The sequence below is a fragment of the Lentzea sp. NPDC003310 genome (assembly GCF_040610935.1).
Taxonomy (GTDB): Bacteria; Actinomycetota; Actinomycetes; order Mycobacteriales; family Pseudonocardiaceae; genus Lentzea.
In genome coordinates this window covers 38,539-62,230 of sequence record NZ_JBEXNC010000033.1, presented here as the reverse complement: position 1 = coordinate 62,230, position 23,692 = coordinate 38,539, and the positions used below count along the sequence as shown (strand labels likewise).

The window sequence follows — 23,692 nt, the reverse complement described above, 5'->3', positions numbered from 1 at the left end:
GGGGTGTCAACTCGACGAAAAGCGTGTCGAGTTGACACCCCTCTTCACGTGCAGCAAGAGCTATGGCGCGACTCGTGATGGGACCCCACCGCCCAAGCCGTTTGCTAAAGACGGCTCGCCTTCGGCTTCGCTTGATACGCCCGCCAGCCGCCTCGCCTGCGGCTTCGGCCTCGCGGGGGAGCGCTTGTCCCGCCAGCCCGCCTCGCCTGGCCTACGGCCTGCGCGCTGCCACCAGCAGGCCGTCGCCCAGCGGCAGGATGACCGGCACCAGGCGCGTGTCCTCCTTCACCAGCCGCGCGATGTCCCGCATCGCCTGCGTCGACTCGTCGCGCTGCGCAGCGTCCACCACGGCGCCGTGCCACAGCACGTTGTCGAACGCGATCACGCCGCCGGGGCGGAGCATGCGCACGCCGTGTTCCAGGTACTGCGGGTACTCGGGCTTGTGGGCGTCCACGAACACGAGGTCGTAGGCCGCGTCGGTCAGCCGGGGGAGGACGTCGAGTGCCTTGCCCATGATCAGGCGGGTGCGTGACGGCGAGATGCCTGCCGCGCGGTAGGCCTCGCGGGCCGCTCGCTGGTGGTCCGAGTCCACGTCGATCGAGGTCAGGATGCCGGACGCCGGCATGCCCGCCAGGAGGTAGAGGCCGCTGGTGCCCGCTCCGGTGCCGATCTCGACCACCGCGCGGGCCTGGAGTGCGGTCGCGAGGAACCGCAGGGCGGCGCCTCCGCCCGCGCCGATGGGCACGCAGCCCAGTTCCTGGCCGCGTGCTCGCGCCGCCAGGTGCACGTCGTCCTCGGGGAGGTACTGCTCGACGTACTCCCGCAGGGCCGATTCCGTGGTCACGGTCTAGCAGGCTAGTGCCAACTGTGTCCAAAACGGGTGAACGCGGCCCGAACCGAGATTCTCAGGATGCTCTCAGCCCACTCTCACGATCGTTTAAAGAGCGCAGGAGAAGGTACAGAAGCAAGAAGCCAGGCTCTAGTCGGGAACAAGCCGGACCCGTCGCCCGTTGAGCCGCATAAGGGTCGCCGGGCGGCCCACATGGAGGTGCCGAAACACCTGATGCGCACGCAGTCGAGTTCGCCGGAGGCCGTCGCGCCCATCGAGACGGCCGACTGGACGCCGCCTTCGTGGGACGCCATCGTCCGCGAGCACGCGGACAGGGTCTACCGGCTGGCGTACCGCTTGACCGGTAACCAGCACGACGCCGAGGACCTCACGCAGGAGACGTTCATCCGCGTCTTCCGCTCCCTCGCGTCGTACAAGCCGGGCACCTTCGAGGGGTGGCTGCACCGCATCACCACCAACCTCTTCCTCGACATGGCACGCAGGCGTTCCCGCGTGCGCATGGAGGCGCTGCCCGAGGACAACGACCGCCTCGAGGGTGACGACCTGTCCCCCGAGGAAATCTACGACGAGAACCACCTCGACCCCGACCTGCAGGCCGCGCTCGACGAGCTCCCGCCGGAGTTCCGCGCCGCGGTCGTGCTCTGCGACGTGGAAGGACTCTCCTACGAGGAGATCGGCGCCACGCTCGGGGTGAAGATGGGTACCGTGAGGAGCAGGATCCACCGGGGCCGCCAGGCCCTGAAGGTCGCTCTCGAACGCCGTCGTCAGGAATCGTTGCTGGAGGACTCTGCATGACCGACCTCCGTGGTTGGGGCCTGCCTGAGCAGCATCTCGCGCTGGATGCCGTGGTGGCGTTCGTGGACGGGGAGCTTTCCTCGACCGCCCACGAACGAGCCTCCGCGCACATCCAGCGCTGCGGCTTCTGCGCCTTCGAGGCCTACACGCAGCAGCAGGCGCGCGCCGTCGTGCGCTCCGCTCCGGCGCCAACGGCGTCGGCGTCGCTGCTGGACAGGTTGGGTGCCATCCCGCAGGAGGTGGAGCTGCCGTCCGCTCCGGACGGGCTCGCGATCACCGAGGACGGCCAGTTCGTGGCCGTGCAGCGCACCGACAAGCCCGCGTTCGGCTCGGGTCCGGTGCTGGGGTCGTCGAGACCCCTGGGCAGCAACGGCTGGTTCAGCGGCCGCCGCGCCCGTCAGGGTGCTGGCGTCGTCGTGAGCGGCATGTTGCTGAGCGCCCTCGCGTTCACCACGGCCGACGGCGGCGAGGCCCCCGCGCCCGCCCCGGCGCCGCAGAACGCCGGCGCGGTCTTCGCGACCACCCCCTGACAGTCATTTCACTGTTCGTGAGGCACGCTGTAGTTCAGCACTCCTAGCGGAAAACTCGGGGAGAGATGAGCCAGCAGTCGCCCAACGGCCAGACGTCCACACCCGTTTCCGGAGTGGACGACGGAGCGCACCGCAGGCTCCGGCCACGGCCCCTGGTGCAGCCGCCGGTCGACCCCGCGTACGCCACCGCGTTCGGCCGCCCGGACGGTGTCGCCGGAGCGTTCGCCTCGCGCGACGTGCCCGTGTCGCAGCTCCAGTCCGCGCCGCCCCCGCCCGAGTCCCTCGTGACGGCGTTCGGCCGCCAGGGCTCCCCCGAGTTGTTGCAGCGGCCGCCGCAACCCACGTCCGACCCGGACCCGGACATCGACCCGGTCTTCTGGGACGACAAGCCCGCCGCCGACCCGTGGCGCGACCCGGCCTCCGGTGCCGTCATCGGCCCGCCCGCCGTCGGCGAGGACCCGCCGGGCGAACCCGAGCGCAGGCCCGGACCCGGCCCGCAGCTGAGCGTCCCCGAACTGCTCTTCGGCCGCCGCGTGAAGCCCACGGCCCTCGCGCTGCTGCTCACCGTCGCCCTCGTGCTCGGCGCCGTCGGCGGTCTCGTCGGCTGGCTGATCGGCCGCGCGGGCAACCCCCTCACCGACTCGACGGTCACCCTCGCCGAGGTCGAGGAGGGCAAGGAACGCCCGGCCGGGTCGATCTCGGACATCGCGAAGCGCGTGACGCCGAGCGTCGTCTCGATCGAGTTCAAGGGAGCGAACGTCGCGGGCGTCGGCTCCGGCGTCGTGATCGAGGCCGGCGGCTACATCCTCACGAACGACCACGTCGTCGCCCCGGCCGCCCAGGACTCCTCGGCGAAGCTGAGCGCCGTCTTCACCGACGGCACCCGCGCCGCGGCCCGCGTCGTCGGCCGCGACCCGAAGACCGACCTGGCCGTGATCAAGGTCGAGGTCACCAACCCGACCGTCCTGCAGTTCGGCAACTCCGACGAACTGCAGGTCGGCGACAGCGTGATCGCCATCGGCTCGCCGCTGCAGCTGTCCAACACCGTCACCGAGGGCATCGTCTCCGCCCTGCACCGCCCGGTCACCGCGGCGGGTGAGAACGGCGGCCCCCAGGTCACCTACGACGCGATCCAGACCGACGCCGCCATCAACCCGGGCAACTCGGGCGGCGCGCTGGTCGACTCGCGCGGCGCCCTGATCGGCATCAACTCGTCGATCCGCACCGAGACCGGCGGCTCCGTGGGCCTCGGCTTCGCGATCTCCGGCAACCAGGCCCGCAAGATCAGCCAGGAGCTGATCCGCAACGGCCAGGTCAAGCACGCGGACATGAACATCAACGTGAAGTCCGTGTCCGCCGAGACCTCCGAGGGCGCCCAGGTGCAGAACGTCCCCGCGGGCGGCGCCGCGGCGGCCGCCGGCATCCAGGAGGGCGACGTCATCACGAAGGTCGGCAACCGCATGGTCCGCAACGCCGCCGAACTGGTCGTCGCGGTCAGGGAGCACGAAATCGGCCAAACGGTGCAGGTAACCCTTGCGCGCCAGGGCCGTGAGCTGAAACTCGACGTAACCCTCAAGAGCGACTGACAAGTAGGCTGGGGCCCGTGTTCGACAGCATCGGATGGGTAGAGATCCTCATCATCGTCGTCGCGGGTCTCTTCATCCTGGGCCCCGAACGCCTGCCCTCGGCCGCGGCCTGGCTGGGCAAGACGGTGAGGCAGGTCCGCGAGTACGCGACCGGCGCACGCGAACAGCTCAAGCAGGAGATGGGGCCGGAGTTCGAGTCGCTCCGCAAGCCTCTGGAGGACCTCCGGGAACTGCGCAACTTCGACCCGAAGCGCGCCGTCACCAAGCACCTCTTCGAGGACCCCGAGCCCACGACGAAGTCGAACGGCTACCCGACCCCGTCGACGCCGCCGGTGCAGGAACAGCGCCCGCTGGCACCGGGGGAGCGCCCGCCGTACGACCCGGACGCCACCTGAGTTCCTGAACGCCATGAGGGGTCCCTCCGCTGCGGAGGGACCCCTCATGCGTTGTCTGAGAGTTGCTAGCGGCCGGCGGGCGACACGTTCAGCAACCGGCCCGCGAGACCGCGAGACCGCACCGACAGCTTCTTCGCCACCTCGGACAGCACCTGCGCGGCGGCCGAGTCCGGCACCGCCTGCACGATCGGCGTGCCCGTGTCGCCGTTCTCCCGCAGGCGCGGGTCGAGCGGCACCTGGCCGAGCAGTGGCACGTCGGACCCGATCGCCTTCGTCAGCGACTCCGCCACGGCCTCGCCGCCACCGGAGCCGAAGACCTCCATGCGCGACCCGTCGGGCATCTCCAGCCACGACATGTTCTCGATGACGCCGGCGATCCGCTGCCGCGTCTGCAGCGCGATCGACCCGGCCCGTTCCGCCACCTCGGCGGCGGCCTGCTGCGGCGTCGTCACGACCAGGATCTCGGCGTTCGGCACGAGCTGGGCGACGGAGATCGCCACGTCACCGGTGCCGGGCGGCAGGTCGAGCAGCAGCACGTCCAGGTCGCCCCAGAACACGTCCGCGAGGAACTGCTGCAGCGCGCGGTGCAGCATCGGGCCGCGCCACACGACCGGGGTGTTGCCCGGCGTGAACATGCCGATCGAGATGACCTTCACGCCGTGCGACTGCGGCGGCATGATCATCTTCTCGACCTGGGTGGGCTTGCCGTCGGCGCCGAGCATGCGCGGGATCGAGTGACCGTAGATGTCCGCGTCGACGATGCCGACCGACAGCCCGCGCGCGGCCATCGCCACGGCCAGGTTGACCGTCACCGACGACTTGCCGACGCCGCCCTTGCCGGACGCGACGCAGTACACGCGCGTCAGCGAGCCCGGCTGGGCGAACGGGATGACCGGCTCCTCGGTGCCGCCGCGCAGCGTCTTGCGCAACTCGGTGCGCTGGGCGTCGCTCATCACGTCCAGGTCGACGCGCACGGACGCGACGCCGTCCAGCGCCTGCACGGCCGCGGTGACGTCCTTGGTGATCTTGTCCCGCATCGGGCAGCCCGCGACCGTCAGGAAGATGCCCACGACCACGGCGCCGTCCGCGCCGACCTCGACGTCCTTGACCATGCCGATCTCGGTGATCGGGCGGCGGATCTCGGGGTCCTGCACACCGGCGAGCGCCTTGCGGACGTCGTCGACCGTGGGGAGGGGCTGCGTGGTGGTCACCGATCCATGCTACGTCCGGTTCGCACCAGTCCTACCGGCCGGTCACTTTCCACGACAGGCCCAGGTCGTAGCCACGGGGACGCTGTCCGTAACATCGACGCCCGTGCCGGAATCGGGTAGTTCCCGGTTGCCCACCCGTGTCGAGCTCGGGGTGTGGCGATCGTTCCTCCGCGCGCATGCACGGATCACGAGGGTCCTCGAGGCCGAACTGATTGCTGAGCAGCGCCTATCGCTCGCGGCGTACGACGTGCTGGTTCAACTGGCCGAGACGCCTTCCATGCGCATGCGCATGACCGAACTCGCCGATGCCGTCCTGCTGTCCCGCTCGGGCGTGACCCGCCTGGTGGACCGTTTGGAACGGGCCGGACTCGTCGGTCGGGAACGCGCCGATGGTGACGGACGCGGCATCGTGGCCGTGCTCACACCGCTCGGCGCCGAACGTCTGCGCAGTGCTTCCGCCACCCACCTCGCCGGCGTCGCCGAGCACTTCGGGGAGAGCTTCGGCCCCGGTGAGCTCGAGGCGTTCGGCCGCACCTGTGACCGCTTGGCCGCGGACGACGTGCTCCCGTGATCGTGGTGGTGGGACTTGTGCACGTCGAGGCTGGCCGCCTCCTCGTTGTGCGCTCACGCAACAAGAAGGCCTTCTACCTGCCCGGCGGCAAGATCGAGCCCGGTGAATCCGGCGAGGACGCCCTGCGCAGGGAGGTCCGGGAGGAACTCGGCGTCGAACTGGACGACCCCGCGGAGCTCCGGCGCTACGTCGCCCCGGCGTACGGCGAGGGCGAAGGCGCGATCGTCGACATGACCTGCTTCACCGCAACGCTGCGCGGCACGCCGGCGCCCACGAGCGAGATCGCCGAACTGACCTACGTGACCCGCGGCGAGTACCGCGAGCACGCCGAGACCGCTCCCGCGATCCACGAGGTCTTGGACGACCTGGTCGCGAGCGGACAGGTCAGGCCGTGAGCCGCCGCATCTCCGCCAGCACCTGTGCGTCCAGGTCGGCCGCGGTCAGGTCCGCGTAGTACTCCAGCGTTTCGTAGCAGTCGTGCAACTCCGCCAGCTCCTCCGCTTCCGGCAGGTCGTGGCTGAACCGCTGGTGCACCCGGTGCGCGAACTCCCGCGGTGTCGTCCCCCCGGCGAGCGCGCGCCGGACCATCGACCGCAGCCCCTCCACCCTGCCGCCGTCGCTGCCGTGCTCGAAGTGGTCGAGCCCCAGCTCCCGCAGCGCGTCCTCCATCAGCGGCGGTACCTCTTCCCACGCGTGTCTGAGGGAGGCCCCGGCCAGCGCGCTGACGGCAGGCCCGTCGATGCCCGCGACCACCAGCTCGCAGGCCGCGAGCACGATGTCGGCGTGCGTGGCGTCGTTCACGTGCCACGCCGCGACCAGATCTCGGAACTCCTCGACGGTCACGGCCTGACCTTCTTCAGGTTGTTCTGCTCCTTCACGAGCTTCTCCAGCTCGCCGCGGATGAAGTCGCGCGTCGCCACCTCGCCGAGCGCGAGCCGCACCGCCGCCAACTCCCGCGCCAGGTACTCGGTGTCCGCCTTGGTCTGCGCCGCCCGCGACCGGTCCTCCTCGAGCGACACGCGGTCCCGGTCGTCCTGCCGGTTCTGCGCGAGCAGGATCAACGGCGCGGCGTACGCGGCCTGCGTCGAGAAGGCCAGGTTGAGCAGGATGAACGGGTACGGGTCCCAGCGCAGCGACACGGCCGCGAGGTTCACCGCGATCCACGCGACGACGATCAGCGTCTGCCAGAACAGGAACTTGCCGGTGCCGAGGAAACGCGCGAGCCGTTCCGAGAACTGGCCGAACGTGTCCGGGTCGATCGAGAACCGGAAGCCGCGGGGGCCGCGCGGCTGGTCGAGTCTGCGCCGGGGCAGCAGTTCAGGCATGGCTCAGTCCCGTCTCGCGCCAGTTGTCCGGCAGCAGGTGGTCCAGCACGTCGTCCACGGTGACGGCGCCGAGCAGGTGCTCGGCCTCGTCGAGCACCGGGGCGCACACCAGGTTGTAGGTGGCGAAGTAGCGCGTGACATCGCTCAGCGAGGCGTTCGGTGACAGGAACGCCATGCTCGTGTCGAGCACGCCGGCGACGAGGTCGAACGGCGGTTCGCGCAGCAGCCGCTGGATGTGCACGCAGCCGAGGTAGCGGCCGGTCGGGGTCGCGGAGGGCGAGCGGCACACGAAGACCATCGACGCCAGCGCTGGCGTGAGGTCGGGATTTCGCACCCGTGCCAACGCTTCCGCGATCGTCGCGTCCGGGGTGAGGATGATCGGCTCCGGGGTCATCAGACCGCCGGCCGTGTCGAACGAGTACTCGAGCAGGCGCCGGACCGGTTCGGACTCCTCGGGTTCCATCAGTTCGAGCAGGCGGTCCTTGGTGCCCTCGGCGAGCTCGCCGAGCAGGTCGGCCGCGTCGTCCGGGTTCATCGCCTCCAGGATGTCCGCGGCGCGTTCCTCGTCCAGGTGCGACAGGACGTCCTTCTGGTCCTCTTCGGACAGTTCCTCGATCACGTCCGCGAGCCGTTCGTCGTCCAGCGCGTCGGCGACCTCGTGGCGGCGCTTGGGCGGCAGCTCGTGCAGGGCGTTCGCGACGTCGGCCGCGCGCATGCCCTCGAAGACCGCGACGAGCTGCTGCGCGCCCTGCGGCTGGCCCGCGATCTCGTTGACGCTCAGCCCGCTGACGTCCTCCCAGCGCCACACCTGCACGGGGCCCTTGAGGCTGAACCGGCCGGTGCGCTCGCGCCCGGCGACGCGGACCATCCGCCAGTCGCGGGTGCGGGTCAGCTCCATCGCGGCGTCCACGACCACGGCCGTGCCGCCGTCCTCCAGCTGGATCTTGGCGTCGAGCAGTTCGCCGATCACCAGGACCTCGTTGACGCGCTGGTGGAACGGCCGCAGGTTCACCGACCCGGTCGCGAGCGTCACGGCGTTCGGCTCGATCGAGGTGAGCCGCAGCATCGGCACGAAGATCCGCCGGCGCGTCACCAGCTCGACGACCATGCCGAGCACGCGCGGCGGCTGCCGGTCGATGCGGAGGCTGATCACGACGTCGCGGGCCTTGCCGACGGGTTCGCCGTCGGGGCCGAAGACGGGAAGTCCGGCCAGCTGGGCGATGTAGATCCGGTTCACAGCCACCACGAAGTCCAGGCTAGATCACGTTCTGGCCGCCCACCCGGCGATCTCGGCGCAGATCGCCGCATCGTCCTCCATGTCTTCTTCCAGGCACCAGGTCCAGTTGGCGACGGCCCGGTACAGCGTCCAGTCCCGTGCCTTCGCCACGTCCAGCTCGCCCGCGTCGCACAACGCGAGAAACCGGTCGGTCAGGCCCTTGCGGCCGTCCATCTCGTCGAACCTGTTCCACAGCAACGGCAGCACGCACCGCTCCGGGTCGCCCGACAGCGGTTTCGGATCGATCATCAACCACGGTTCGCGGTCGCCGCGCAGCACGTTCTCGTAGTGCAGGTCGGCGTTGACCAGGGCGGTGCCCATCGGCCGGGTGGCCACCTCGCGCGCGGCGTCCAGCAACCGGCGCGGCACAGCGGGGTGGTCCACGACGTGGCTCGCGAACCGGTGGATCCCGGCGGGCGCTTCGAGGTGCCGGTGGCGGCGCAGCAGCGAGCCGATCACGCCGACGGCCTCCTCGATCGGCTCGTCGAGCAACGAGTGCGTGTGGTCCAGGCGTTCCAGCAGGAGCGCGCCGAGTTCCTCGTCGTGGTCGAGCAGCAGGACGGCGCCGTCACCGTCGTAGGTCCGCAGGGCGAGCGGTTCCTGCTCGGTCTCCCGGTCGACCCAGGTCAGCTTCAGCACCGCCGGGTGCCCGTCGGCCTGCCGCACCGGCAGCACGACCGCGCAGAACCCGTTCATCAGCGGGCCGTCCGGCGTCAACCGCCAGCGCGCGCACGCCTTGGTGGCGAGCTTCGGCAGCTTCGCGACCCACTCGTCGGCCCCGTCGCCGAGGCCTTCGCCGAAACCTTCCGGGACGGTGATCACGAGCTGAACTCCAGGCGGTACACGGCATCCCACTCCGGTTTGGTGTTGAGCCGGGCGGTCTTCAGCGCCTGCGCCGTCTCGTCGTCGGGCTCGGTCAGGTGCGCGACGGCGGGCGCGTCGACGAGGTGCGAGTGCGTGCTGGGGGAGCGGACGGTGACGGTGACCTGTGCGCCGTCGCTCAGGGGCGCGACCGGTTCGGTGCCGCCGGAGATGACCCACAACGCGTCGGCGCGCCAGTGCGCGTGCACGAGACGGGGTTCGTGACCGGGTGAGGTGATCCACACGGCGGCCGCTTTCCGCAGCGCCGCGTCAAGGATTCGCGTGATCTCCACCGGTCAAGAGTGCCAGGGTCTGTGAAACGGGACTCAGCGAATATGCGCCCGGAGATGATGCGTGCCACTGTGGCGCTCATAGTTACCGGCCGGTACGAGGAGGTACTCCAGTGGTCGACCAGCAGCGCCCCCGACGCTCGTGTCTGGCGGTTCCCGGCTCGAGCCAGAAGATGATCGACAAGGCGCGCACGCTGCCGGCGGACCAGGTGTTCCTGGACCTGGAGGACGCCTGCGCCCCGCTGGCGAAGCCCGATGCCCGCAAGACCATCGTCGCCTCGCTCAACGAGGGCGGCTGGGGCGACAAGGCCCGCGTGGTGCGCGTCAACGACTGGACGACGGAGTGGACCTACCGCGACGTCACCGAGGTCGTCGAGGGCGCCGGCGCGAACCTCGACTGCATCATGCTGCCGAAGGTGCAGACGCCGGAGCAGGTCGTCGCGCTCGACTTCCTGCTCACCCAGATCGAGAAGACCATGGGCTACGAGGTCGGCAAGATCGGCATCGAGGCGCAGATCGAGAACGCCCTGGGCCTGAACAACGTCAACGCGATCGCCACCGCGTCCTCGCGCGTCGAGACGATCATCTTCGGCCCGGCCGACTTCATGGCGTCGATCAACATGAAGTCGCTCGTGGTCGGTGAGCAGCCGCCGGGCTACGACGTCGGCGACGCCTACCACTACATCCTGATGCGGATCCTGATGGCCGCGCGCGCCCACGACAAGCAGGCCATCGACGGCCCCTACCTGCAGATCCGCGACGTGGACGGCTACAAGCGCGTCGCCGGCCGGTCCGCGGCGCTCGGCTTCGACGGCAAGTGGGTGCTGCACCCCGGCCAGATCGAGGCGGCCAACGAGGTCTTCAGCCCGAAGCAGGACGACTACGACCACGCCGAGAACATCCTCGACGCGTACGAGTTCTACACGTCCGAGGCGGGCGGCAAGCGCGGCGCGGTGATGCTCGGCGACGAGATGATCGACGAGGCGTCGCGCAAGATGGCGTTGGTGATCTCCGGCAAGGGGCGTGCCGCGGGCATGTCGCGCGCGAACGTGTGGACGCCGCCGGAGGACTGATCTCCGTTACGGATTGTGCGCCATTTCACGCCGAATGTCACTGGACGTGTTCGACCGTCACAGGTTGCGTTCGAAACTGGTGAACTGGCGCACAATCCGTCACCGAAGTTTGCGATCAAGCCCCGGTGTGGGGGCATGCTCTTCGGCATGTCACGTTCGAGTAACGGCAAGGCGAGCAGACGGTTGCGGCTCTTCAAACGCCGCGAGGACGACCTGCTCGAGCGCAGCTTCCGCAGCTGCCCCGGATGCGCCGCCGACGTCCACGTGTTCGCCGACGTCTGCCGCCACTGCGGTGGCGAACTGGAGATCGCCCTCGCGGGCTGAGTTCGGCCCCGGATCAGTAACCGCTGTTGACCGCCGCCACGATCGCGAAGATGTACAGGGCCGCCAGCAGCAGGTATCCGACGATCACGACGTAGCCGATGATGATGCCGGCGAGCGCCATCCCGTGACCGTCCTCCTCCCCGCGCTTGATCTTCCCCATCGCGATGTGCCCGAAGATGACGCCGACGATCGCGGTCGCGCCGCAGGTGGCGAGCCCGACGAGCGACAGCACCAGCGCCAGGATCGCGTTGGTCTGCTGCTTCGGGGGCGGCGGCGGGTAGCCGTAGCCGTACATCGGCTGCTGAGCGCCGTAGGGCGGCGGCTGCTGGCCGTACGGATCACCTGATTGCTTCGGGTTGTACGGGTCGTACGTCATCGCGAGTCCCCCTAGGAGTTTGAGCGCGGATCTTAAGGTCCCGCTCTTGAGTTCGTCGCGTGTGGGTGTGCGATTACACCTGTCAGGGGTGCTGTTTCGGTACAGCGGGCGCGCGCGTTGTTGCGGAGAGCACACCACGGTCGCGAACGAGCGTTAACCGGTCCATACTCGCCGGTAACCAAAGCCTTGGAAGGGAAGTGCGATGGCGCGCCTCGCCCAGACCGCGGGTCTCACGGACGTCCAGGAAGAAATCCTCGCGACCGTACGCACGTTCGTGGACAAGGAGATCATCCCGCACGCCCAGACGCTGGAACACGGCGACACCTACCCCGCCGACATCGTCGACGGCATGAAGGAGATGGGACTCTTCGGGCTGACGATCCCGGAGGAGTTCGGCGGCCTCGGCGAATCCCTGCTGACCTACGCGCTCGTCGTCGAGCAGATCGCGCGCGGCTGGATGAGCGTCTCCGGCGTCATCAACACGCACTTCATCGTGGCGCACATGCTCAAGCAGCACGGCACGCCCGAGCAGAAGGAGAAGTACCTGCCGCGGATGGCCGCGGGCGAGGTGCGCGGCTCGTTCTCCATGTCCGAGCCCGAGCTCGGCTCCGACGTCGCCGCGATCCGCACGCGGGCCGTGAAGTCCGGAGACGGCTACACGATCAACGGCCAGAAGATGTGGCTGACCAACGGTGGCACCTCGAACCTCACCGCCGTGCTGGTGAAGACGGACGAGGGCGCGGACAAGCCGCACCAGAACCTCACGACGTTCCTGGTGGAGAAGCCCGAGGGCTACGGCGAGGTCGTGCCCGGCCTCACCATTCCCGGCAAGATCGACAAGATGGGCTACAAGGGCGTCGACACCACCGAGATGGTGTTCGACGGCTTCGAGATCGCGGCCGACCAGATCCTCGGCGGGCAGTCCGGCCAGGGCTTCCGCCACATGATGGACGGCGTCGAGGTGGGCCGCGTGAACGTGGCCGCCCGCGCGTGCGGCATCGCGATCCGCGCCTTCGAGCTCGCGATCGAGTACTCCCAGCAGCGCAGGACGTTCGGCAAGGCCATCGCCGAGCACCAGGCCATCGCGTTCAAGCTCGCCGAGATGGCGACCAAGGTCGAGGCCGCGCACCTGATGATGGTGAACGCGGCGCGGCTGAAGGACTCGGGCCAGCGCAACGACGTCGAGGCCGGCATGGCGAAGCTCATCGCCTCCGAGTACTGCGCCGAGGTGACGCAGGAGTCGTTCCGCATCCACGGCGGCTACGGCTACTCCAAGGAGTACGAGATCGAGCGCCTGATGCGCGAGGCCCCGTTCCTGCTGATCGGCGAGGGCACCTCGGAGATCCAGAAGACGATCATCAGCCGGGGCCTGCTCCGCGACTACCAGTCTCGCGGGTAGACGAACTACGGCATTAACCCGTTAGGGGCCAATCTTTCACGGGACTGGCCCCTAACGGTTTCTGCGCGCAAGTCATAAGGTTCGCTCACTTTGAGCACAGATCTGACGCTTCCGAGACCTGTGTCGCCGCCGCACGTGGTCCGCCTGGAGCTGGACTCGTTCTCCGGTGTCGACCGACCCGCGCTGGCCACCTGGTTCGGCGCCCTGTTCACGGACCTGCTCGCACCGCTCTGCCCGGCCTCGGTCGAGGAGTTGGTGTCGGTGGCGCGCGACTACCACCCCTCCGACACCACGCCCTGGGGCCCGCCGGGCTACGCCCGCCTGCTGCTCTCCTCGGGTGAGTTCACCCTGGAGTCGTGGCACGCCGCCCTGGCGGACCTCCCGTCGTTCCTGCGCGTGCAGCTCGTCCAGCTCGACTCGCAGGGCCTCCCGCTCGTCGAGGACGGCTGGTGCGCGGAGATCCTGCTGAAGGACGACCCGGCGTTCCCGCACCAGATCGTCGTCACCGCCTCCCGCTCCCTGTTCGCCGGCTGGATCTCCCATGCCGTGCAACAGGAGTGGCTGTCCGCCCTGAGGTCGGGCGCCGGCCTGGTGCGCGCGAGCGGCGGCTGGATCACGCTGGACCGCGTCGGCGTCCGGACCGCGCACGAGGTCGCCGTCGGCGTCGGCCTGGACGAATCCCTGTTCATGGCGGCGGAACTGGCGCGCGGGCCGCACTGGGCGACGTTGCTCGGCCCTCGCCAGGTCGCGACTCTGGGTGGCGTGCAGGAGGTGTGCGCGACGGCGCCGTGTTTCTCGGTTGAGCACCTGGGCGGCGGACGCATACTTTTGCAGCTCACGGAGCACCTGGACGAGGTGCCGCCGGACGTGGTGGCGAAGCTGGCCGAGTTCCTCTCGCCCGTCCTGCACTGAGGGGGCGTCATGGGTTTCTCCGACCCGGTGCGCAGACTCGCCCTGCCGGCCGCGGCGCAGCGGAGCTACCTGGAGTCCATCGGCACGGCACCGTCGGCGGACGAGCTCGCGCTGGAGTTCGACGACGTGCGCCCGCACCTGGTGAAGCTCGACGCCGAGGCCGTGGCGCTGGTCGACCGCATCGACGCCTTGCTCGACGCGATGAGCGGCCCGAGTCCCGTCTGGCACGTCGACGCGTTGGAGTGCTCACCGCAGTGGGCCGCCCTCCGCGTGCTCGCCGCGGAACTGCTCCGCCTCCTGCCATTCGACGGCCGCCCGCGCCCGCTGGCCGGTTCGGAGCGGGCGGTCCTGGAACGGATCCTCGCCACCGACATCACGGGAGCCGCCGCCCTGCGGGCGCAGCTGGACCACGTGACCGTGCTGAAGCCCTGGCACGAAGGCGCACCCAGCCTCGACCTCGACACCGGCGGAGAGCCCGCGGACGTCCCCGACGGCGTCCTGCCGGTCGCCGCGGAGGTGTCCGGGGTGGGCGAGATCCTGCTCTGGGTCACGGGCGGACGGCTGTCGGCCGTCGAACTCGCCTGGACCACCGACGAACCACCGACCCGGCTCCCGCCGGCGGACCAGGTGGTCGCACGGCCGCGTTGAACAGCGGGATCGCGGTTCGTTTGGGACCCTGTGGTTCGTGAGGCCTTCACCGAAAACCGATGTGCTCATGGCCGTGGACACCGCCCTGCGCCCCACGGGCTTCCTCCGCCGTGGCCACGTCTGGCTCCAGGAACGCGGTGGCGGCGTCTCCGGCTGGCTCGGCTTCCGCATCGCCGGCGCGCTGGACCTGACCCCGCTCGTCGGCGTCTGCTTCCGCCACTACGAGGAGGTCTGCCGGACGCTGGGCATCGGCATCCCGACCACGCCGGTGATCTCGACCCCGCTCGGTGCCCTGATGCCCGAGAAGCCGGTCTGGACGTGGACCTTCACGCCCGGCGGCGACCACGCGCCCGTCGCCGCGTCGCTCGTGGACGCGGTCCTCAAGCACGGCAAGCCGTACATCGACAAGTACGCGAAGTGGGACGCGTTGGCGCGTGAGCTCGTGGCGAAGCCGGAGTCGTTGCTCGATTTCGAACGGGCGCGCAAGCTCGCGGTGGTCCACGTGCTGGGCGGGAACACCGGGGCGGCGCGGGAGGCGTTGCAGAAGGAGACCGAACGGATCGTGGACGTGCGGGACGGGTACGCGCGTTCGCACCGCGCGTTGGTGCACCGGTTCGACATCGCGTTCCCCGGCTGACGGTCGTTCCGCCGGGCGCGGGTGGCATTCCGGCAAAACACCCGTGGGCATGAAGGCACGCCGTAGCGGGCACTGGCAGGATGGAACGATCAGCGCGTCCGACAGAGGTGGTCCCCGTGACGAGTCCGTTCGCCAACCCGAACCGGCCCGGCGTCCCTCCCCGCCTGCCCACCCCGCCCACGGGCTGGCCGATCGGCTCCTACGCCACGTACGAGGAAGCCCAGCGCGCGGTCGACCACCTGGCCGTCGAGGACTTCACCGTCCAGGACGTGATGATCGTCGGGGTGGACCTGATGCTCGTCGAGCGCATCACCGGCAAGCTCACCTGGAGCCGGGTGCTGATGACCGGCGCGGCGAGCGGTGCGTGGTTCGGTCTGTTCGTCGGGCTGCTGCTCACGCTCTTCAGCCCCGAGCCCGGGGTGACGGTCGGGCCGGTGCTCACGGGTCTGATCACCGGTGTGTTCTTCGGGCTGGTGTTCGCGGCGGTCGGGTACGGGTCGGCCAAGGGCAAGCGGGACTTCCAGTCCGCGTCCCAGTTGGTTGCCAACAGGTATGACGTGCTCTGCCACCCCAAGTCGGCCGAGAAGGGCCGTGACCTGCTCGCGAGGCTCGCGATGCGGCCCGCGAACCCGAGCTCTTAAAGGTTTCATAAGGTCATTGGTTCTGAATCGTTGCTTCCTTTGGTTGCGGCTCCTGATCACCGGGCCTAGGTTCGGTTGACCGCCCGCCCGGTGCGGACGGTGGCACGACGAGGTGCCGGGCGCTGCGGTCTGGCTCCTCCGTGCAGTCGGGAAGGAGGCAGGGCCGATGGGTGCGACAAGGCGCTATCGACTCGCCGCCGGAGTGGGAGCCGCGGTACTCGCGGCGGGAACGCTTTCGGCGTGCGGGTCTGGCGACCAGGGCATCACCGTGAACGTCTACAAGTACCCCCAGGAGAACTTCCAGGCCATCGTCGACAGCTGCAACGCGAAGGCCGGCGGGCGGTACAACATCGTCTACAACAAGCTGCCGCGTGAGGCGGACGGTCAGCGCGAGCAGATGGTGCGCAGACTCGCCGCGGAGGACGACAGCATGGACGTCCTCGGGCTGGACGTCACGTGGACCGCGGAACTCGCGAAGGCGGGCTGGATCAAGGAGTTCACCGGCTCGGTGAAGTCGCAGGTGGAGAACGGCACGCTGAAGACGCCGCTCGACACCGCGACGTACGAGGGCAAGTTGTACGGGGCTCCGGACAACACCAACGTCCAGCTCCTGTGGTACCGCTCGGACCTCGTTCCCACGCCCCCGAAGACGTGGGACGAGATGATCTCGATGGCCGAGGCGCTGGTGGCGGAAGGGAAGCCCGGTCAGATCGTGGGTCAGGGGAAGCAGTACGAGGGGCTCGTCGTGCTGTACAACACCCTGGTCAACTCCAACGGCGGCACCATCCTCGACGAGAACGGCACCAAGGCCATCGTCGACGACAAGGCCGTGGAAGCGTTGGCGGCGTTGAAGAAGCTCGCCACGTCGAAGGCGATCGACCCGTCGTTCTCCAACGCGGCCGAGGACAACGCGCGCCTCGCCATGGAGGGCGGCAACGCGGCGTTCCAGCTCAACTGGCCGTACGTCTACGCGGCGGCGCAGAAGAAGCCGGACTTCGCGAAGAACTTCAAGTGGGCGCCGTACCCCACGGTCGGCGGTGAGCAGTCCAAGGTCACCGTCGGCGGGATCAACTACGCCGTCAGCAACTACACCACGAAGCCGAACGAGTCGTTCGACGCCGTGCTGTGCCTGCGCAGCGCGGAGAGCCAGAAGCTCGCCGCGCTTAAGGACGGTGTGCCGCCGACCATCGAGGCCGTCTACGACGAGCCTGAGATGGCCGAGGCGTACCCGATGCGCGACGACATCAAGGAGACGCTGAAGAACGCGAGCGTGCGGCCGCGCACGCCCGCCTACCAGAACGTCTCGACGGTGATCTCCACGATCCTGTCGCCGCCCGCGAGCATCGACCCGCAGGCGACGGCGGACAGGCTGCGCAAGGAACTGCAGGACGCTCTCGACTCGAAGGGGGTGCTGCCGTGAGTCACGCGACCACAGAGGACACGGCACCGGCCGCGGCGGCGCCGGAACCCGTGTCCCCCAAGAAGAAGGCCGCGCTGAGCGAGGGCAAGAAGGCCGAGCGCAGGCTCGGCTGGCTGCTCTGCGCGCCGGCCGCGATCACCATGGTCGCGGTCACGGGCTGGCCGATCCTCTACTCGCTGCTGCTGTCGATGCAGAGGTTCGACCTCAAGTTCCCGGACCGCACCGAGTGGATCTGGTTCGACAACTACGTCACCGTGCTGTCGAGCCCGTACTGGTGGGACGCGGTGTGGGTGACGGTCGTGCTGACGGTCGTGACCGTCGCGATCGAACTGGTGCTGGGCATGTCGCTCGCGCTGATCATGCACCGGGCGCTGGTCGGCCGGGGCATCGTCCGCACGACGACGCTGATCCCGTACGGCATCGTGACGGTCGTGGCCGCGTTCTCCTGGCGCTTCGCCTGGACGCCCGGCACCGGCTACCTCGCCGAGGCCCTCGGCGGCGACCCCGTGCTGACGGAGAAGGTCCCCGCGCTGATCGTCGTGAGCATCGCGGAGATCTGGAAGACCACGCCGTTCATGGCCCTGCTGCTGATGGCGGGCCTGGCGCTGGTGCCGGACGACCTGCTCAAGGCCGCCGCGATGGACGGCGCGAGCGGGTGGCAGCGGTTCATCAAGATCACCGTGCCGATCATGAAGCCGGCGATCCTGGTGGCGCTGCTGTTCCGCACGCTCGACGCGTTCCGCATCTTCGACAACCTCTTCGTGCTCACCGCGGGCTCGCAGGGCACGTCGTCGGTGTCCATGTTGACCTACAACAACCTCATCAAGGGCTTGAACCTCGGTATCGGGTCGACCATGTCCGTCCTGATATTCATCATGGTCGCGATCATCGCGTTCGTGTTCATCAAGCTCTTCGGCACCGCTGCCCCCGGCAGTGACGACGGGGGGAAGCGCTGATGGCTGGCATCGGAGGAGCGGAGACCACCGGCAAGAAGGTCGGCTGGGGTGTCCTCAACGCGGTCGTCGTGATCTACGCGCTGTTCCCGGTGCTGTGGATCGTGTCGCTGTCGTTCAAGTCGTCCGCGACGCTCGCGGACGGCAACTTCATCCCGCGCGAGTGGAGTCTGGAGAACTACCAGAACATCTTCTCGACGTCGGAGTTCACGCGGGCGCTGATCAACTCCATCGGCATCGCGCTCATCGCGACCGCGATCGCCGTGGTGTTCGGCACGATGGCCGCTTACGCCATCGCGCGGCTCGACTTCCCCGGCAAGAACCTGCTGGTGGGCGTCTCGCTGCTGATCGCGATGTTCCCGCAGGTCTCACTGGTGTCGCCGTTGTTCGAGATCGAGCGCTCGCTCGGCCTCTTCGACACGTGGCCCGGCCTGATCCTGCCGTACATCACGTTCGCGCTGCCGCTCGCGATCTACACCCTGTCGGCGTTCTTCCGCGAGATCCCCTGGGAGCTCGAGAAGGCGGCCAAGATGGACGGAGCGACGCCGGGGCAGGCGTTCCGCCGCGTCATCGCGCCGCTCGCCGCGCCGGGCGTGTTCACGACGGCGATCCTCGTGTTCATCTTCTGCTGGAACGACTTCCTGTTCGCGATCTCGCTCACCTCGACCGAGCAGTCGCGGACCGTGCCGGTGGCGCTGTCGTTCTTCACCGGCAGCTCGCAGTTCGAGGACCCGGCCGGGTCGATCGCGGCGGCCGCCGTGGTCATCACGATCCCGATCATCCTCTTCGTGTTGTTCTTCCAGCGCCGGATCGTCGCCGGCCTGACCTCCGGCGCCGTCAAGGGGTGAGTTGACCAATGGCAGAGATCGTTCTGGACAAGGTGACCAAGAGGTATCCCGACGGCGCCCTGGCCGTGCAGGAGGTCAACCTGGAGATCGCCGACGGCGAGTTCATCATCCTGGTCGGACCGTCCGGCTGCGGGAAGTCCACCACGCTCAACATGATCGCGGGCCTGGAGGACATCACCGACGGCGAGCTGCGCATCGGCGGGCAGCGCGTCAACGAGAAGGCGCCCAAGGACCGCGACATCGCGATGGTGTTCCAGTCCTACGCGCTGTACCCGCACATGACGGTGAAGGAGAACATGGCCTTCCCGTTGCGGCTGGCCAAGGTCGACAACGCGACGGTCGAGAAGAAGGTCAAGGAGGCCGCGGAGATCCTCGACCTCTCGCAGCACCTCGACCGCAAGCCGTCCAACCTGTCCGGTGGCCAGCGGCAGCGCGTGGCGATGGGCCGCGCGATCGTGCGCAGCCCCAAGGCGTTCCTCATGGACGAACCGCTGTCCAACCTGGACGCCAAGCTCCGCGTGCAGATGCGCACCTCGGTGTCGCGCCTGCAGAAGCAGCTCGGCACGACCACGGTGTACGTGACGCACGACCAGACCGAGGCGATGACCCTCGGCGACCGGGTCGTCGTCATGCGCGGCGGTGTCGTGCAGCAGATCGGCGCGCCGCAGTTCCTCTACGACCAGCCGGCGAACCTGTTCGTCGCGGGCTTCATCGGCTCCCCGTCGATGAACTTCGTGCCGGCCACGCTGGAGAACGGCGCGCTGCGGTCGGTCATCGGCGACGTGACGCTGACGGACCGGGTCCGCCAGCTCGTCGAGGCCGCCGACGCGCCCCGCGAGGTGATCCTGGGCATCCGCCCCGAGCACTTCGAGGACGCGGCGCTGGTCGAGCCCGCGAAGCTGTCGGCGGGCGGCAAGTTCACGTCCCAGGTGGACGTGCTGGAGTCGATGGGCTCGGACAAGTACGCCTACTTCAACCTCACCGGTGAGCAGGCGGCCTCGGCGGAGCTCCAGGAGCTCGCGGCGGACGCGGGATCGGACGACGTGCCGGGTGACGGCATCTCGCTCGTGACGCGGCTGTCCTCGGCGTCCGGCGCGGTGGAAGGCGCCTCGGCGGACATCTGGTTCGACGCGGACAAGGTGCAGCTCTTCGACCCGTCCAGCGGCAAGAACCTGACCTACACGGAACGGTGAATTCTCGTTTCTGAAGGCCGCCTTCCCGCGAGGGGAGGCGGCCTTTGCCGTGTCACTCGATCGGGTTAGGACAAAAGACTCCGGCCCCGACGGGCCGATCAGTCGCGGTCATCTGCTCTGCCGAACTCCCTTCACCACTGGGCGCTCGGCAGCGACATCTCATCGAAACGTGTACTTCACACCTTCGGATCGTCCGCACGCTTGTCGAAGGCGGGTACTAGGAACCACAGGGGGCTTCAGGGGAACCGCCGCCCGAGTGAAAGAGAGCGTGCAATGGGGATCCTGGACGGAAAAGCGGTCGTCATCACGGGAGCCGGCCGAGGACTGGGTGAGGCCTACGCCATGCACGCGGCCCTCGCGGGCGCGTCCGTGGTGGTCAACGACAACGACGGTGACCTGGCGGAACGGGTCGCCGAGCACATCCGCGAGTTCGGCGGGCGGGCGGTGGCCTCGAACCACACGGTCGCGGACCCGAGCGAGGCGGCCAAGATCGTCGACCTGTGCGTGGACGAGTTCGGCCGCGTCGACGGCCTCGTGAACAACGCGGGCCTGAACTACGAGACCGCGCCGTGGGAAGACGATCCCGAGACGATCAGGCACGTGGTCGAGGTGAACGTCCTCGGCGTCATCTACGTCGGAATCGCGGCGATGCGGGCGATGCGCGCCACCGGTGGCGGTTCCATCATCAACATTTCCTCCGGCGCGTCATTCGGCCAGCGCAAACTCGCCACCTATTCCGCGACCAAGGGCGCGGTGGCGTCGCTGAGCTACTCGTGGGCGCTCGACCTGGAAGCCGAAGGCATCCGCGTGAACGCCGTGTGCCCCGTCGCGCACACGCGAATGGTGTGGAAGTCGGAACGTTCCCTGCGCGCCATTCCGGCCGACCGGACGCCGGGCAAGGTGGCGCCGCTCGTGCTGTTCCTGCTCTCCGACCGCGCGGAGGGCATCACCGGCCAGGTCATCCGCTGCAACGGGCGGCAGCTGCACATCGTGGGGCAGCCGTACTTCAAGCAGCCGATCCTGGAGAGCGACAACTGGGACACCGCTTCGGTCGAGCGGGCGTTCACGGGCGTGCTGCAGGCGCACCTCGAACCGTACGGGTTGGAGAAGAGGATGCCTCCCCGGCTCCGTGCGCTGGTGGAGCCTTCGCAGACCGCCTGAGCAGGTGGGGGAGGCACCGCTCGGTGCCCTGGGTGGCGCCTTCCCCACCTGGTCAACTGCGGATCCGGTCGCCGGGTCCGGTGTTAGCTTGCGCGCGTGGTTTCGCTGCTCCCTTCCTACGTCGACACGGCGTTCGACGACCCCGAACTCCTGCAGGCCGCGCTCCGGCTGGTCTCCGGCGACCTCGGCCCCGCGCTCGACCTGATCGCCGCCACCCGCGACCAGCCGCACCGCCGCGAGCTCGCAGTGGACGTCCTCGGCGCCGCCGGCAACGTGGTGCTGCCCGCGCTGCTCGCCGCCGAGGAGGAGCGGCCCGACGACGTGAACCTGTTGCTGCTGCTCGGAAGCGCGCAGACGACCGCGGGCTGGGAGGGAGCGCGGCGGCAAGCGCGCCGCGCAGACGACCGACGCCCAGTTCGCCGGGCTGCGCAACTTCACGCAGCGCGCCCGCCAGACCCTGCACCGCGCCGCGGAACTGGCGCCGGACGACGTGGCACCGTGGGCGGCGTTGATGCCCGTGGCACTGGGCGCGCCCACGCACCGCGACGAGGCCGCCGAGGTCTACGAAGAGGTCGTGAAGCGCGTGCCGGACCTGGTCAACGCGACCTGGCGGCGACTGCAGACCAAGACCGCCAAGTGGCACGGCAGCCACGAGGAGATGTTCGCCTTCGCGCGCGCCGGCGTCCAGGGGCTGCCGGACGGCCACCCGTTGCTCGCGCTGGTGCCGATCGCGCACCTCGAGATGCACCTCGACAAGATGGCGAAGAGCGGCAAGTGGGCGCGCAAGTGGGAGATCGCCACGCTGTCGTACTGGAAGAAGCAGCGCGCCGAGGTCGACGCGGTGTCCGACCGCCTGCTCGCCGGTGCCGCCGACCAGCCGTACTCGCTGTGGGCGCACCAGATCTTCGCGATGTTCTACTTCCAGGCCGAGGCGAAGGACCGGCTGGCCCTGCACCTCGCCCAGAGCGGGCAGCGTGCCGCGCGGTGGCCGTGGGCGTACCTCGGTGATCCGAACAAGCGGTTCGCCGCCGCGCAGCAGATGGCGCGGTCCTAACGCCACGACGGGTAGGCGGGCGCGACCTCGGCGTAGCGCTCGCTCCACCCCGGCGGCGTCTCGCCGCGCAGGAAGGCGTCCACCCGGTCGAAGAACGCATGCGTGCCGGGCGCGAAGCCCTTCGCGTTGCGTTCGGACAGTCCGGTGTGGGTGAACCTGAGCAGCGTCTCGTCGCCGTCCGCGGTGAGCTCGTAGCGCACGACGCCGTCCTCGACGATCCGCTGGTGCCACTCGTGCTCGAAGACCGCGCGGCCGTTCTCCGGCGGCTGCCACGTCAGGATGCGCCCGGTCACACGCTTGGCCTCCATCGGCGCGGGCGGGTCCTCGGGCTCGATGACGACCTCTCCGCCCTGCGGGTCGACGGTTCCCTCGCCGAACCACGCCTTGCGCTCGACGTCGTCGGTGAGGGCGGCCCAGACGCGGTCGATCGGGAAACCCAGCCTGCGGTGGAACGTGAGGGTGGCGTGCGCGCCTTCGACGGTGACGGTGCCGAGGTCGTTCATTCGCTCTCCAGGTGCTTTTCGAGTGCGGCCAGGTGGTCGCGCCAGAAGCGGCGGTAGGGGGTGATCCAGTCGTCGATGCGTTGCAGGCCATCGGGTTTGAGCGCGTAGATGCGGCGCTGGCCGTCCGGCCGGACCTCGACGAGGCCGGTCTCGCGGAGGATGCGGAGGTGGCGGGAGACGGCCGGTTGGGTGAGGGTCGGCAGGCTGTCGACGAGCTCGCCCGCGGTGCGTTCGCGTTCGGCCAGCAGGCTGATCAGGTGCCGGCGGTTCGGTTCGGCCACGGCCTCGAAGACATCCACGGGTTCTTTATAACTTCTTACGTATATAAGCGCAATGTTATGTGAGGTGTCGATGCGGAACGACCTGAAGGCGTTGTGCACGCTCGTCGCGCCGCCTGCCCGGCCCGTGCTGGGGGAGCGTTCGTGGGAGTGGGTGCAGGCCGAGCTGGGCACGCGACTGCCCGCCGACTACGTGGAGTTCATGGAGACCTACGGCGGCGGGACGTTCGCGCGGTGCCTGAACCTGTGGACCCCGTTGGACCCGCAGGGACTCACGCACCTCGCCCGCGAGGCGACAGCGGACGCGCTCGACATGGCCGCGTTCCTGGACGAAGGTCCGTCGTTGCCGATGTGGCCTGAGCCCGGCGGGTTCCTGCCGTTCGGCGAGAACGTGGAGGGGGACAAGCTTGGCTGGCTCACGACTGGTGACCCGGACCGGTGGCCGCTGGTCTTCCTGGCGCGCTACCTCGAAGACGACGAGCAGGAGCCGCCACTGCCGTCGCGCTCGCCGGCACGGTCCTCGACTGGCTGGGCGGGCGGCCGGTGCCGACGGTGAACCTGTGCAAGTTCGGGCCGGAGGAC

At 69.2% G+C, this 23,692-nt stretch carries 30 protein-coding genes; 20 read left to right on the top strand and 10 right to left on the bottom strand.

What is annotated here, in order from left to right:
- Positions 1-211: 211 nt before the first annotated feature.
- Positions 212-844 carry an O-methyltransferase gene (locus ABZX02_RS42385; protein WP_355307511.1) on the bottom strand — a complete coding sequence of 211 codons (633 nt, stop codon included), beginning with the start codon at positions 842-844 and terminating at the stop codon, positions 212-214.
- 219 nt (positions 845-1,063) lie between these two features.
- Here ABZX02_RS42385 and sigE point away from each other — a divergent pair, with 219 nt between their 5' ends.
- From sigE to tatB, 4 genes are all read left to right on the top strand, one after another.
- On the top strand, positions 1,064-1,645 hold the full coding sequence (gene sigE / locus ABZX02_RS42380) for an RNA polymerase sigma factor SigE (protein ID WP_082374044.1): 582 nt from the start codon (positions 1,064-1,066) through the stop codon (positions 1,643-1,645).
- The gene (locus ABZX02_RS42375) at positions 1,642-2,175 is read left to right on the top strand and encodes a zf-HC2 domain-containing protein (protein ID WP_355307509.1); all 534 of its coding nucleotides are present in this window, start codon (positions 1,642-1,644) and stop codon (positions 2,173-2,175) included. The genes sigE and ABZX02_RS42375 overlap by 4 nt, the downstream gene beginning before the upstream one ends.
- Positions 2,176-2,240: 65 nt before the next feature.
- Positions 2,241-3,761, top strand: a complete 1,521-nt coding sequence (locus ABZX02_RS42370) for a trypsin-like peptidase domain-containing protein (protein ID WP_355307507.1) — start codon at positions 2,241-2,243, stop codon at positions 3,759-3,761.
- Positions 3,762-3,778: 17 nt separating this feature from the next.
- Entirely contained in the window at positions 3,779-4,156 is a 378-nt protein-coding gene (gene tatB, locus ABZX02_RS42365) for a Sec-independent protein translocase protein TatB (protein WP_285643404.1), read from the top strand.
- A gap of 65 nt (positions 4,157-4,221) precedes the next feature.
- On the opposite strand, the gene ABZX02_RS42360 is transcribed toward tatB, so the two are convergent.
- On the bottom strand, positions 4,222-5,367 hold the full coding sequence (locus ABZX02_RS42360; protein WP_355307505.1) for a P-loop NTPase: 1,146 nt from the start codon (positions 5,365-5,367) through the stop codon (positions 4,222-4,224).
- Positions 5,368-5,470: 103 nt separating this feature from the next.
- Between ABZX02_RS42360 and ABZX02_RS42355 the strand changes: the two genes are divergently transcribed.
- Together ABZX02_RS42355 and ABZX02_RS42350 are read left to right on the top strand one after the other, a co-directional pair.
- Entirely contained in the window at positions 5,471-5,938 is a 468-nt protein-coding gene (locus ABZX02_RS42355) for a MarR family transcriptional regulator (RefSeq protein ID WP_355307503.1), read from the top strand.
- The gene (locus ABZX02_RS42350) at positions 5,935-6,333 is read left to right on the top strand and encodes an NUDIX domain-containing protein (RefSeq protein WP_355307502.1); all 399 of its coding nucleotides are present in this window, start codon (positions 5,935-5,937) and stop codon (positions 6,331-6,333) included. The genes ABZX02_RS42355 and ABZX02_RS42350 overlap by 4 nt, the downstream gene beginning before the upstream one ends.
- Here ABZX02_RS42350 and ABZX02_RS42345 read toward each other — a convergent pair.
- The 5 genes from ABZX02_RS42345 to ABZX02_RS42325 are packed head-to-tail and all read right to left on the bottom strand — an operon-like array spanning position 6,323 to position 9,693.
- Positions 6,323-6,781 carry a hypothetical protein gene (locus ABZX02_RS42345; protein WP_355307500.1) on the bottom strand — a complete coding sequence of 153 codons (459 nt, stop codon included), beginning with the start codon at positions 6,779-6,781 and terminating at the stop codon, positions 6,323-6,325. The two genes, ABZX02_RS42350 and ABZX02_RS42345, sit on opposite strands and share 11 nt — an antisense overlap.
- Positions 6,778-7,263 carry a DUF1003 domain-containing protein gene (locus ABZX02_RS42340; RefSeq protein WP_355307498.1) on the bottom strand — a complete coding sequence of 162 codons (486 nt, stop codon included), beginning with the start codon at positions 7,261-7,263 and terminating at the stop codon, positions 6,778-6,780. Before ABZX02_RS42340 ends, ABZX02_RS42345 begins: the two co-directional genes overlap by 4 nt.
- Positions 7,256-8,509, bottom strand: a complete 1,254-nt coding sequence (locus tag ABZX02_RS42335) for a CBS domain-containing protein (RefSeq protein ID WP_355307496.1) — start codon at positions 8,507-8,509, stop codon at positions 7,256-7,258. The genes ABZX02_RS42340 and ABZX02_RS42335 overlap by 8 nt, the downstream gene beginning before the upstream one ends.
- A 15-nt stretch (positions 8,510-8,524) precedes the next feature.
- Complete coding sequence (locus ABZX02_RS42330) at positions 8,525-9,361, bottom strand: aminoglycoside phosphotransferase family protein (RefSeq protein WP_355307494.1); 837 nt, start codon at positions 9,359-9,361, stop codon at positions 8,525-8,527.
- Positions 9,358-9,693: a hypothetical protein gene (locus ABZX02_RS42325; RefSeq protein ID WP_355307493.1), complete on the bottom strand. Its 336-nt coding sequence runs from the start codon at positions 9,691-9,693 to the stop codon at positions 9,358-9,360. Before ABZX02_RS42325 ends, ABZX02_RS42330 begins: the two co-directional genes overlap by 4 nt.
- 110 nt (positions 9,694-9,803) lie before the next feature.
- Here ABZX02_RS42325 and ABZX02_RS42320 point away from each other — a divergent pair, with 110 nt between their 5' ends.
- Entirely contained in the window at positions 9,804-10,763 is a 960-nt protein-coding gene (locus tag ABZX02_RS42320; RefSeq protein ID WP_355307491.1) for a CoA ester lyase, read from the top strand.
- Between the two features lie 147 nt (positions 10,764-10,910).
- On the top strand, positions 10,911-11,087 hold the full coding sequence (locus ABZX02_RS42315; protein WP_355307489.1) for a hypothetical protein: 177 nt from the start codon (positions 10,911-10,913) through the stop codon (positions 11,085-11,087).
- Positions 11,088-11,100: 13 nt separating this feature from the next.
- Here the strand turns inward: ABZX02_RS42315 and ABZX02_RS42310 are convergent, their stop codons facing one another.
- A complete protein-coding gene (locus tag ABZX02_RS42310; protein WP_355307487.1) occupies positions 11,101-11,463 on the bottom strand; it encodes a DUF4190 domain-containing protein in 363 nt (120 codons plus the stop codon).
- Between the two features lie 202 nt (positions 11,464-11,665).
- Here ABZX02_RS42310 and ABZX02_RS42305 point away from each other — a divergent pair, with 202 nt between their 5' ends.
- The 11 genes from ABZX02_RS42305 (at position 11,666) to ABZX02_RS42255 (ending at position 22,329) form a co-directional block, all read left to right on the top strand.
- Positions 11,666-12,862 carry an acyl-CoA dehydrogenase family protein gene (locus ABZX02_RS42305; protein ID WP_355307486.1) on the top strand — a complete coding sequence of 399 codons (1,197 nt, stop codon included), beginning with the start codon at positions 11,666-11,668 and terminating at the stop codon, positions 12,860-12,862.
- Between the two features lie 90 nt (positions 12,863-12,952).
- Entirely contained in the window at positions 12,953-13,774 is an 822-nt protein-coding gene (locus ABZX02_RS42300) for a hypothetical protein (protein ID WP_355307484.1), read from the top strand.
- A gap of 9 nt (positions 13,775-13,783) precedes the next feature.
- A complete protein-coding gene (locus tag ABZX02_RS42295; protein WP_355307482.1) occupies positions 13,784-14,422 on the top strand; it encodes a hypothetical protein in 639 nt (212 codons plus the stop codon).
- Between the two features lie 37 nt (positions 14,423-14,459).
- Positions 14,460-15,059 carry a hypothetical protein gene (locus ABZX02_RS42290; RefSeq protein WP_355307480.1) on the top strand — a complete coding sequence of 200 codons (600 nt, stop codon included), beginning with the start codon at positions 14,460-14,462 and terminating at the stop codon, positions 15,057-15,059.
- Positions 15,060-15,139: 80 nt separating this feature from the next.
- Entirely contained in the window at positions 15,140-15,700 is a 561-nt protein-coding gene (locus ABZX02_RS42285) for a general stress protein (protein WP_355307478.1), read from the top strand.
- A gap of 166 nt (positions 15,701-15,866) precedes the next feature.
- Positions 15,867-17,120, top strand: a complete 1,254-nt coding sequence (locus tag ABZX02_RS42280) for an ABC transporter substrate-binding protein (RefSeq protein WP_355307476.1) — start codon at positions 15,867-15,869, stop codon at positions 17,118-17,120.
- A gap of 50 nt (positions 17,121-17,170) precedes the next feature.
- Entirely contained in the window at positions 17,171-18,076 is a 906-nt protein-coding gene (locus ABZX02_RS42275; protein ID WP_355307516.1) for a sugar ABC transporter permease, read from the top strand.
- The gene (locus ABZX02_RS42270; RefSeq protein ID WP_355307474.1) at positions 18,076-18,921 is read left to right on the top strand and encodes a carbohydrate ABC transporter permease; all 846 of its coding nucleotides are present in this window, start codon (positions 18,076-18,078) and stop codon (positions 18,919-18,921) included. Before ABZX02_RS42275 ends, ABZX02_RS42270 begins: the two co-directional genes overlap by 1 nt.
- Positions 18,922-18,929: 8 nt before the next feature.
- Positions 18,930-20,114 (top strand): sn-glycerol-3-phosphate ABC transporter ATP-binding protein UgpC, encoded by a 1,185-nt coding sequence (ugpC, locus tag ABZX02_RS42265; protein WP_355307472.1) that lies wholly within the window; start codon positions 18,930-18,932, stop codon positions 20,112-20,114.
- Between the two features lie 273 nt (positions 20,115-20,387).
- Positions 20,388-21,275 (top strand): SDR family oxidoreductase, encoded by an 888-nt coding sequence (locus ABZX02_RS42260; RefSeq protein ID WP_355307470.1) that lies wholly within the window; start codon positions 20,388-20,390, stop codon positions 21,273-21,275.
- Positions 21,276-21,786: 511 nt separating this feature from the next.
- Entirely contained in the window at positions 21,787-22,329 is a 543-nt protein-coding gene (locus tag ABZX02_RS42255) for a hypothetical protein (protein WP_355307468.1), read from the top strand.
- On the opposite strand, the gene ABZX02_RS42250 is transcribed toward ABZX02_RS42255, so the two are convergent.
- On the bottom strand, positions 22,326-22,832 hold the full coding sequence (locus ABZX02_RS42250; RefSeq protein WP_355307466.1) for an SRPBCC family protein: 507 nt from the start codon (positions 22,830-22,832) through the stop codon (positions 22,326-22,328). The two genes, ABZX02_RS42255 and ABZX02_RS42250, sit on opposite strands and share 4 nt — an antisense overlap.
- Positions 22,829-23,131, bottom strand: a complete 303-nt coding sequence (locus tag ABZX02_RS42245) for a metalloregulator ArsR/SmtB family transcription factor (RefSeq protein ID WP_355307464.1) — start codon at positions 23,129-23,131, stop codon at positions 22,829-22,831. Before ABZX02_RS42245 ends, ABZX02_RS42250 begins: the two co-directional genes overlap by 4 nt.
- Before the next feature lie 52 nt (positions 23,132-23,183).
- Here ABZX02_RS42245 and ABZX02_RS42240 point away from each other — a divergent pair, with 52 nt between their 5' ends.
- A complete protein-coding gene (locus tag ABZX02_RS42240; RefSeq protein ID WP_355307462.1) occupies positions 23,184-23,666 on the top strand; it encodes an SMI1/KNR4 family protein in 483 nt (160 codons plus the stop codon).
- Positions 23,667-23,692 lie beyond the last annotated feature (26 nt).

Coding starts and splice junctions, on each gene's coding strand:
- ABZX02_RS42375 (WP_355307509.1), top strand. CDS start 1,642: ATGACCGACCTCCGTGGTTGGGGCCTGCCTGAGCAGCATCTCGCGCTG.
- ABZX02_RS42270 (WP_355307474.1), top strand. CDS start 18,076: ATGGCTGGCATCGGAGGAGCGGAGACCACCGGCAAGAAGGTCGGCTGG.
- ABZX02_RS42295 (WP_355307482.1), top strand. CDS start 13,784: ATGGGTTTCTCCGACCCGGTGCGCAGACTCGCCCTGCCGGCCGCGGCG.
- ABZX02_RS42240 (WP_355307462.1), top strand. CDS start 23,184: ATGCGGAACGACCTGAAGGCGTTGTGCACGCTCGTCGCGCCGCCTGCC.
- ABZX02_RS42370 (WP_355307507.1), top strand. CDS start 2,241: ATGAGCCAGCAGTCGCCCAACGGCCAGACGTCCACACCCGTTTCCGGA.
- ABZX02_RS42315 (WP_355307489.1), top strand. CDS start 10,911: ATGTCACGTTCGAGTAACGGCAAGGCGAGCAGACGGTTGCGGCTCTTC.
- ABZX02_RS42255 (WP_355307468.1), top strand. CDS start 21,787: ATGCCCGTGGCACTGGGCGCGCCCACGCACCGCGACGAGGCCGCCGAG.
- ABZX02_RS42310 (WP_355307487.1), bottom strand. CDS start 11,463: ATGACGTACGACCCGTACAACCCGAAGCAATCAGGTGATCCGTACGGC.
- sigE (WP_082374044.1), top strand. CDS start 1,064: ATGCGCACGCAGTCGAGTTCGCCGGAGGCCGTCGCGCCCATCGAGACG.
- ABZX02_RS42285 (WP_355307478.1), top strand. CDS start 15,140: ATGGAACGATCAGCGCGTCCGACAGAGGTGGTCCCCGTGACGAGTCCG.
- ugpC (WP_355307472.1), top strand. CDS start 18,930: ATGGCAGAGATCGTTCTGGACAAGGTGACCAAGAGGTATCCCGACGGC.
- ABZX02_RS42250 (WP_355307466.1), bottom strand. CDS start 22,832: ATGAACGACCTCGGCACCGTCACCGTCGAAGGCGCGCACGCCACCCTC.
- ABZX02_RS42305 (WP_355307486.1), top strand. CDS start 11,666: ATGGCGCGCCTCGCCCAGACCGCGGGTCTCACGGACGTCCAGGAAGAA.
- ABZX02_RS42340 (WP_355307498.1), bottom strand. CDS start 7,263: ATGCCTGAACTGCTGCCCCGGCGCAGACTCGACCAGCCGCGCGGCCCC.
- ABZX02_RS42260 (WP_355307470.1), top strand. CDS start 20,388: ATGGGGATCCTGGACGGAAAAGCGGTCGTCATCACGGGAGCCGGCCGA.
- ABZX02_RS42280 (WP_355307476.1), top strand. CDS start 15,867: ATGGGTGCGACAAGGCGCTATCGACTCGCCGCCGGAGTGGGAGCCGCG.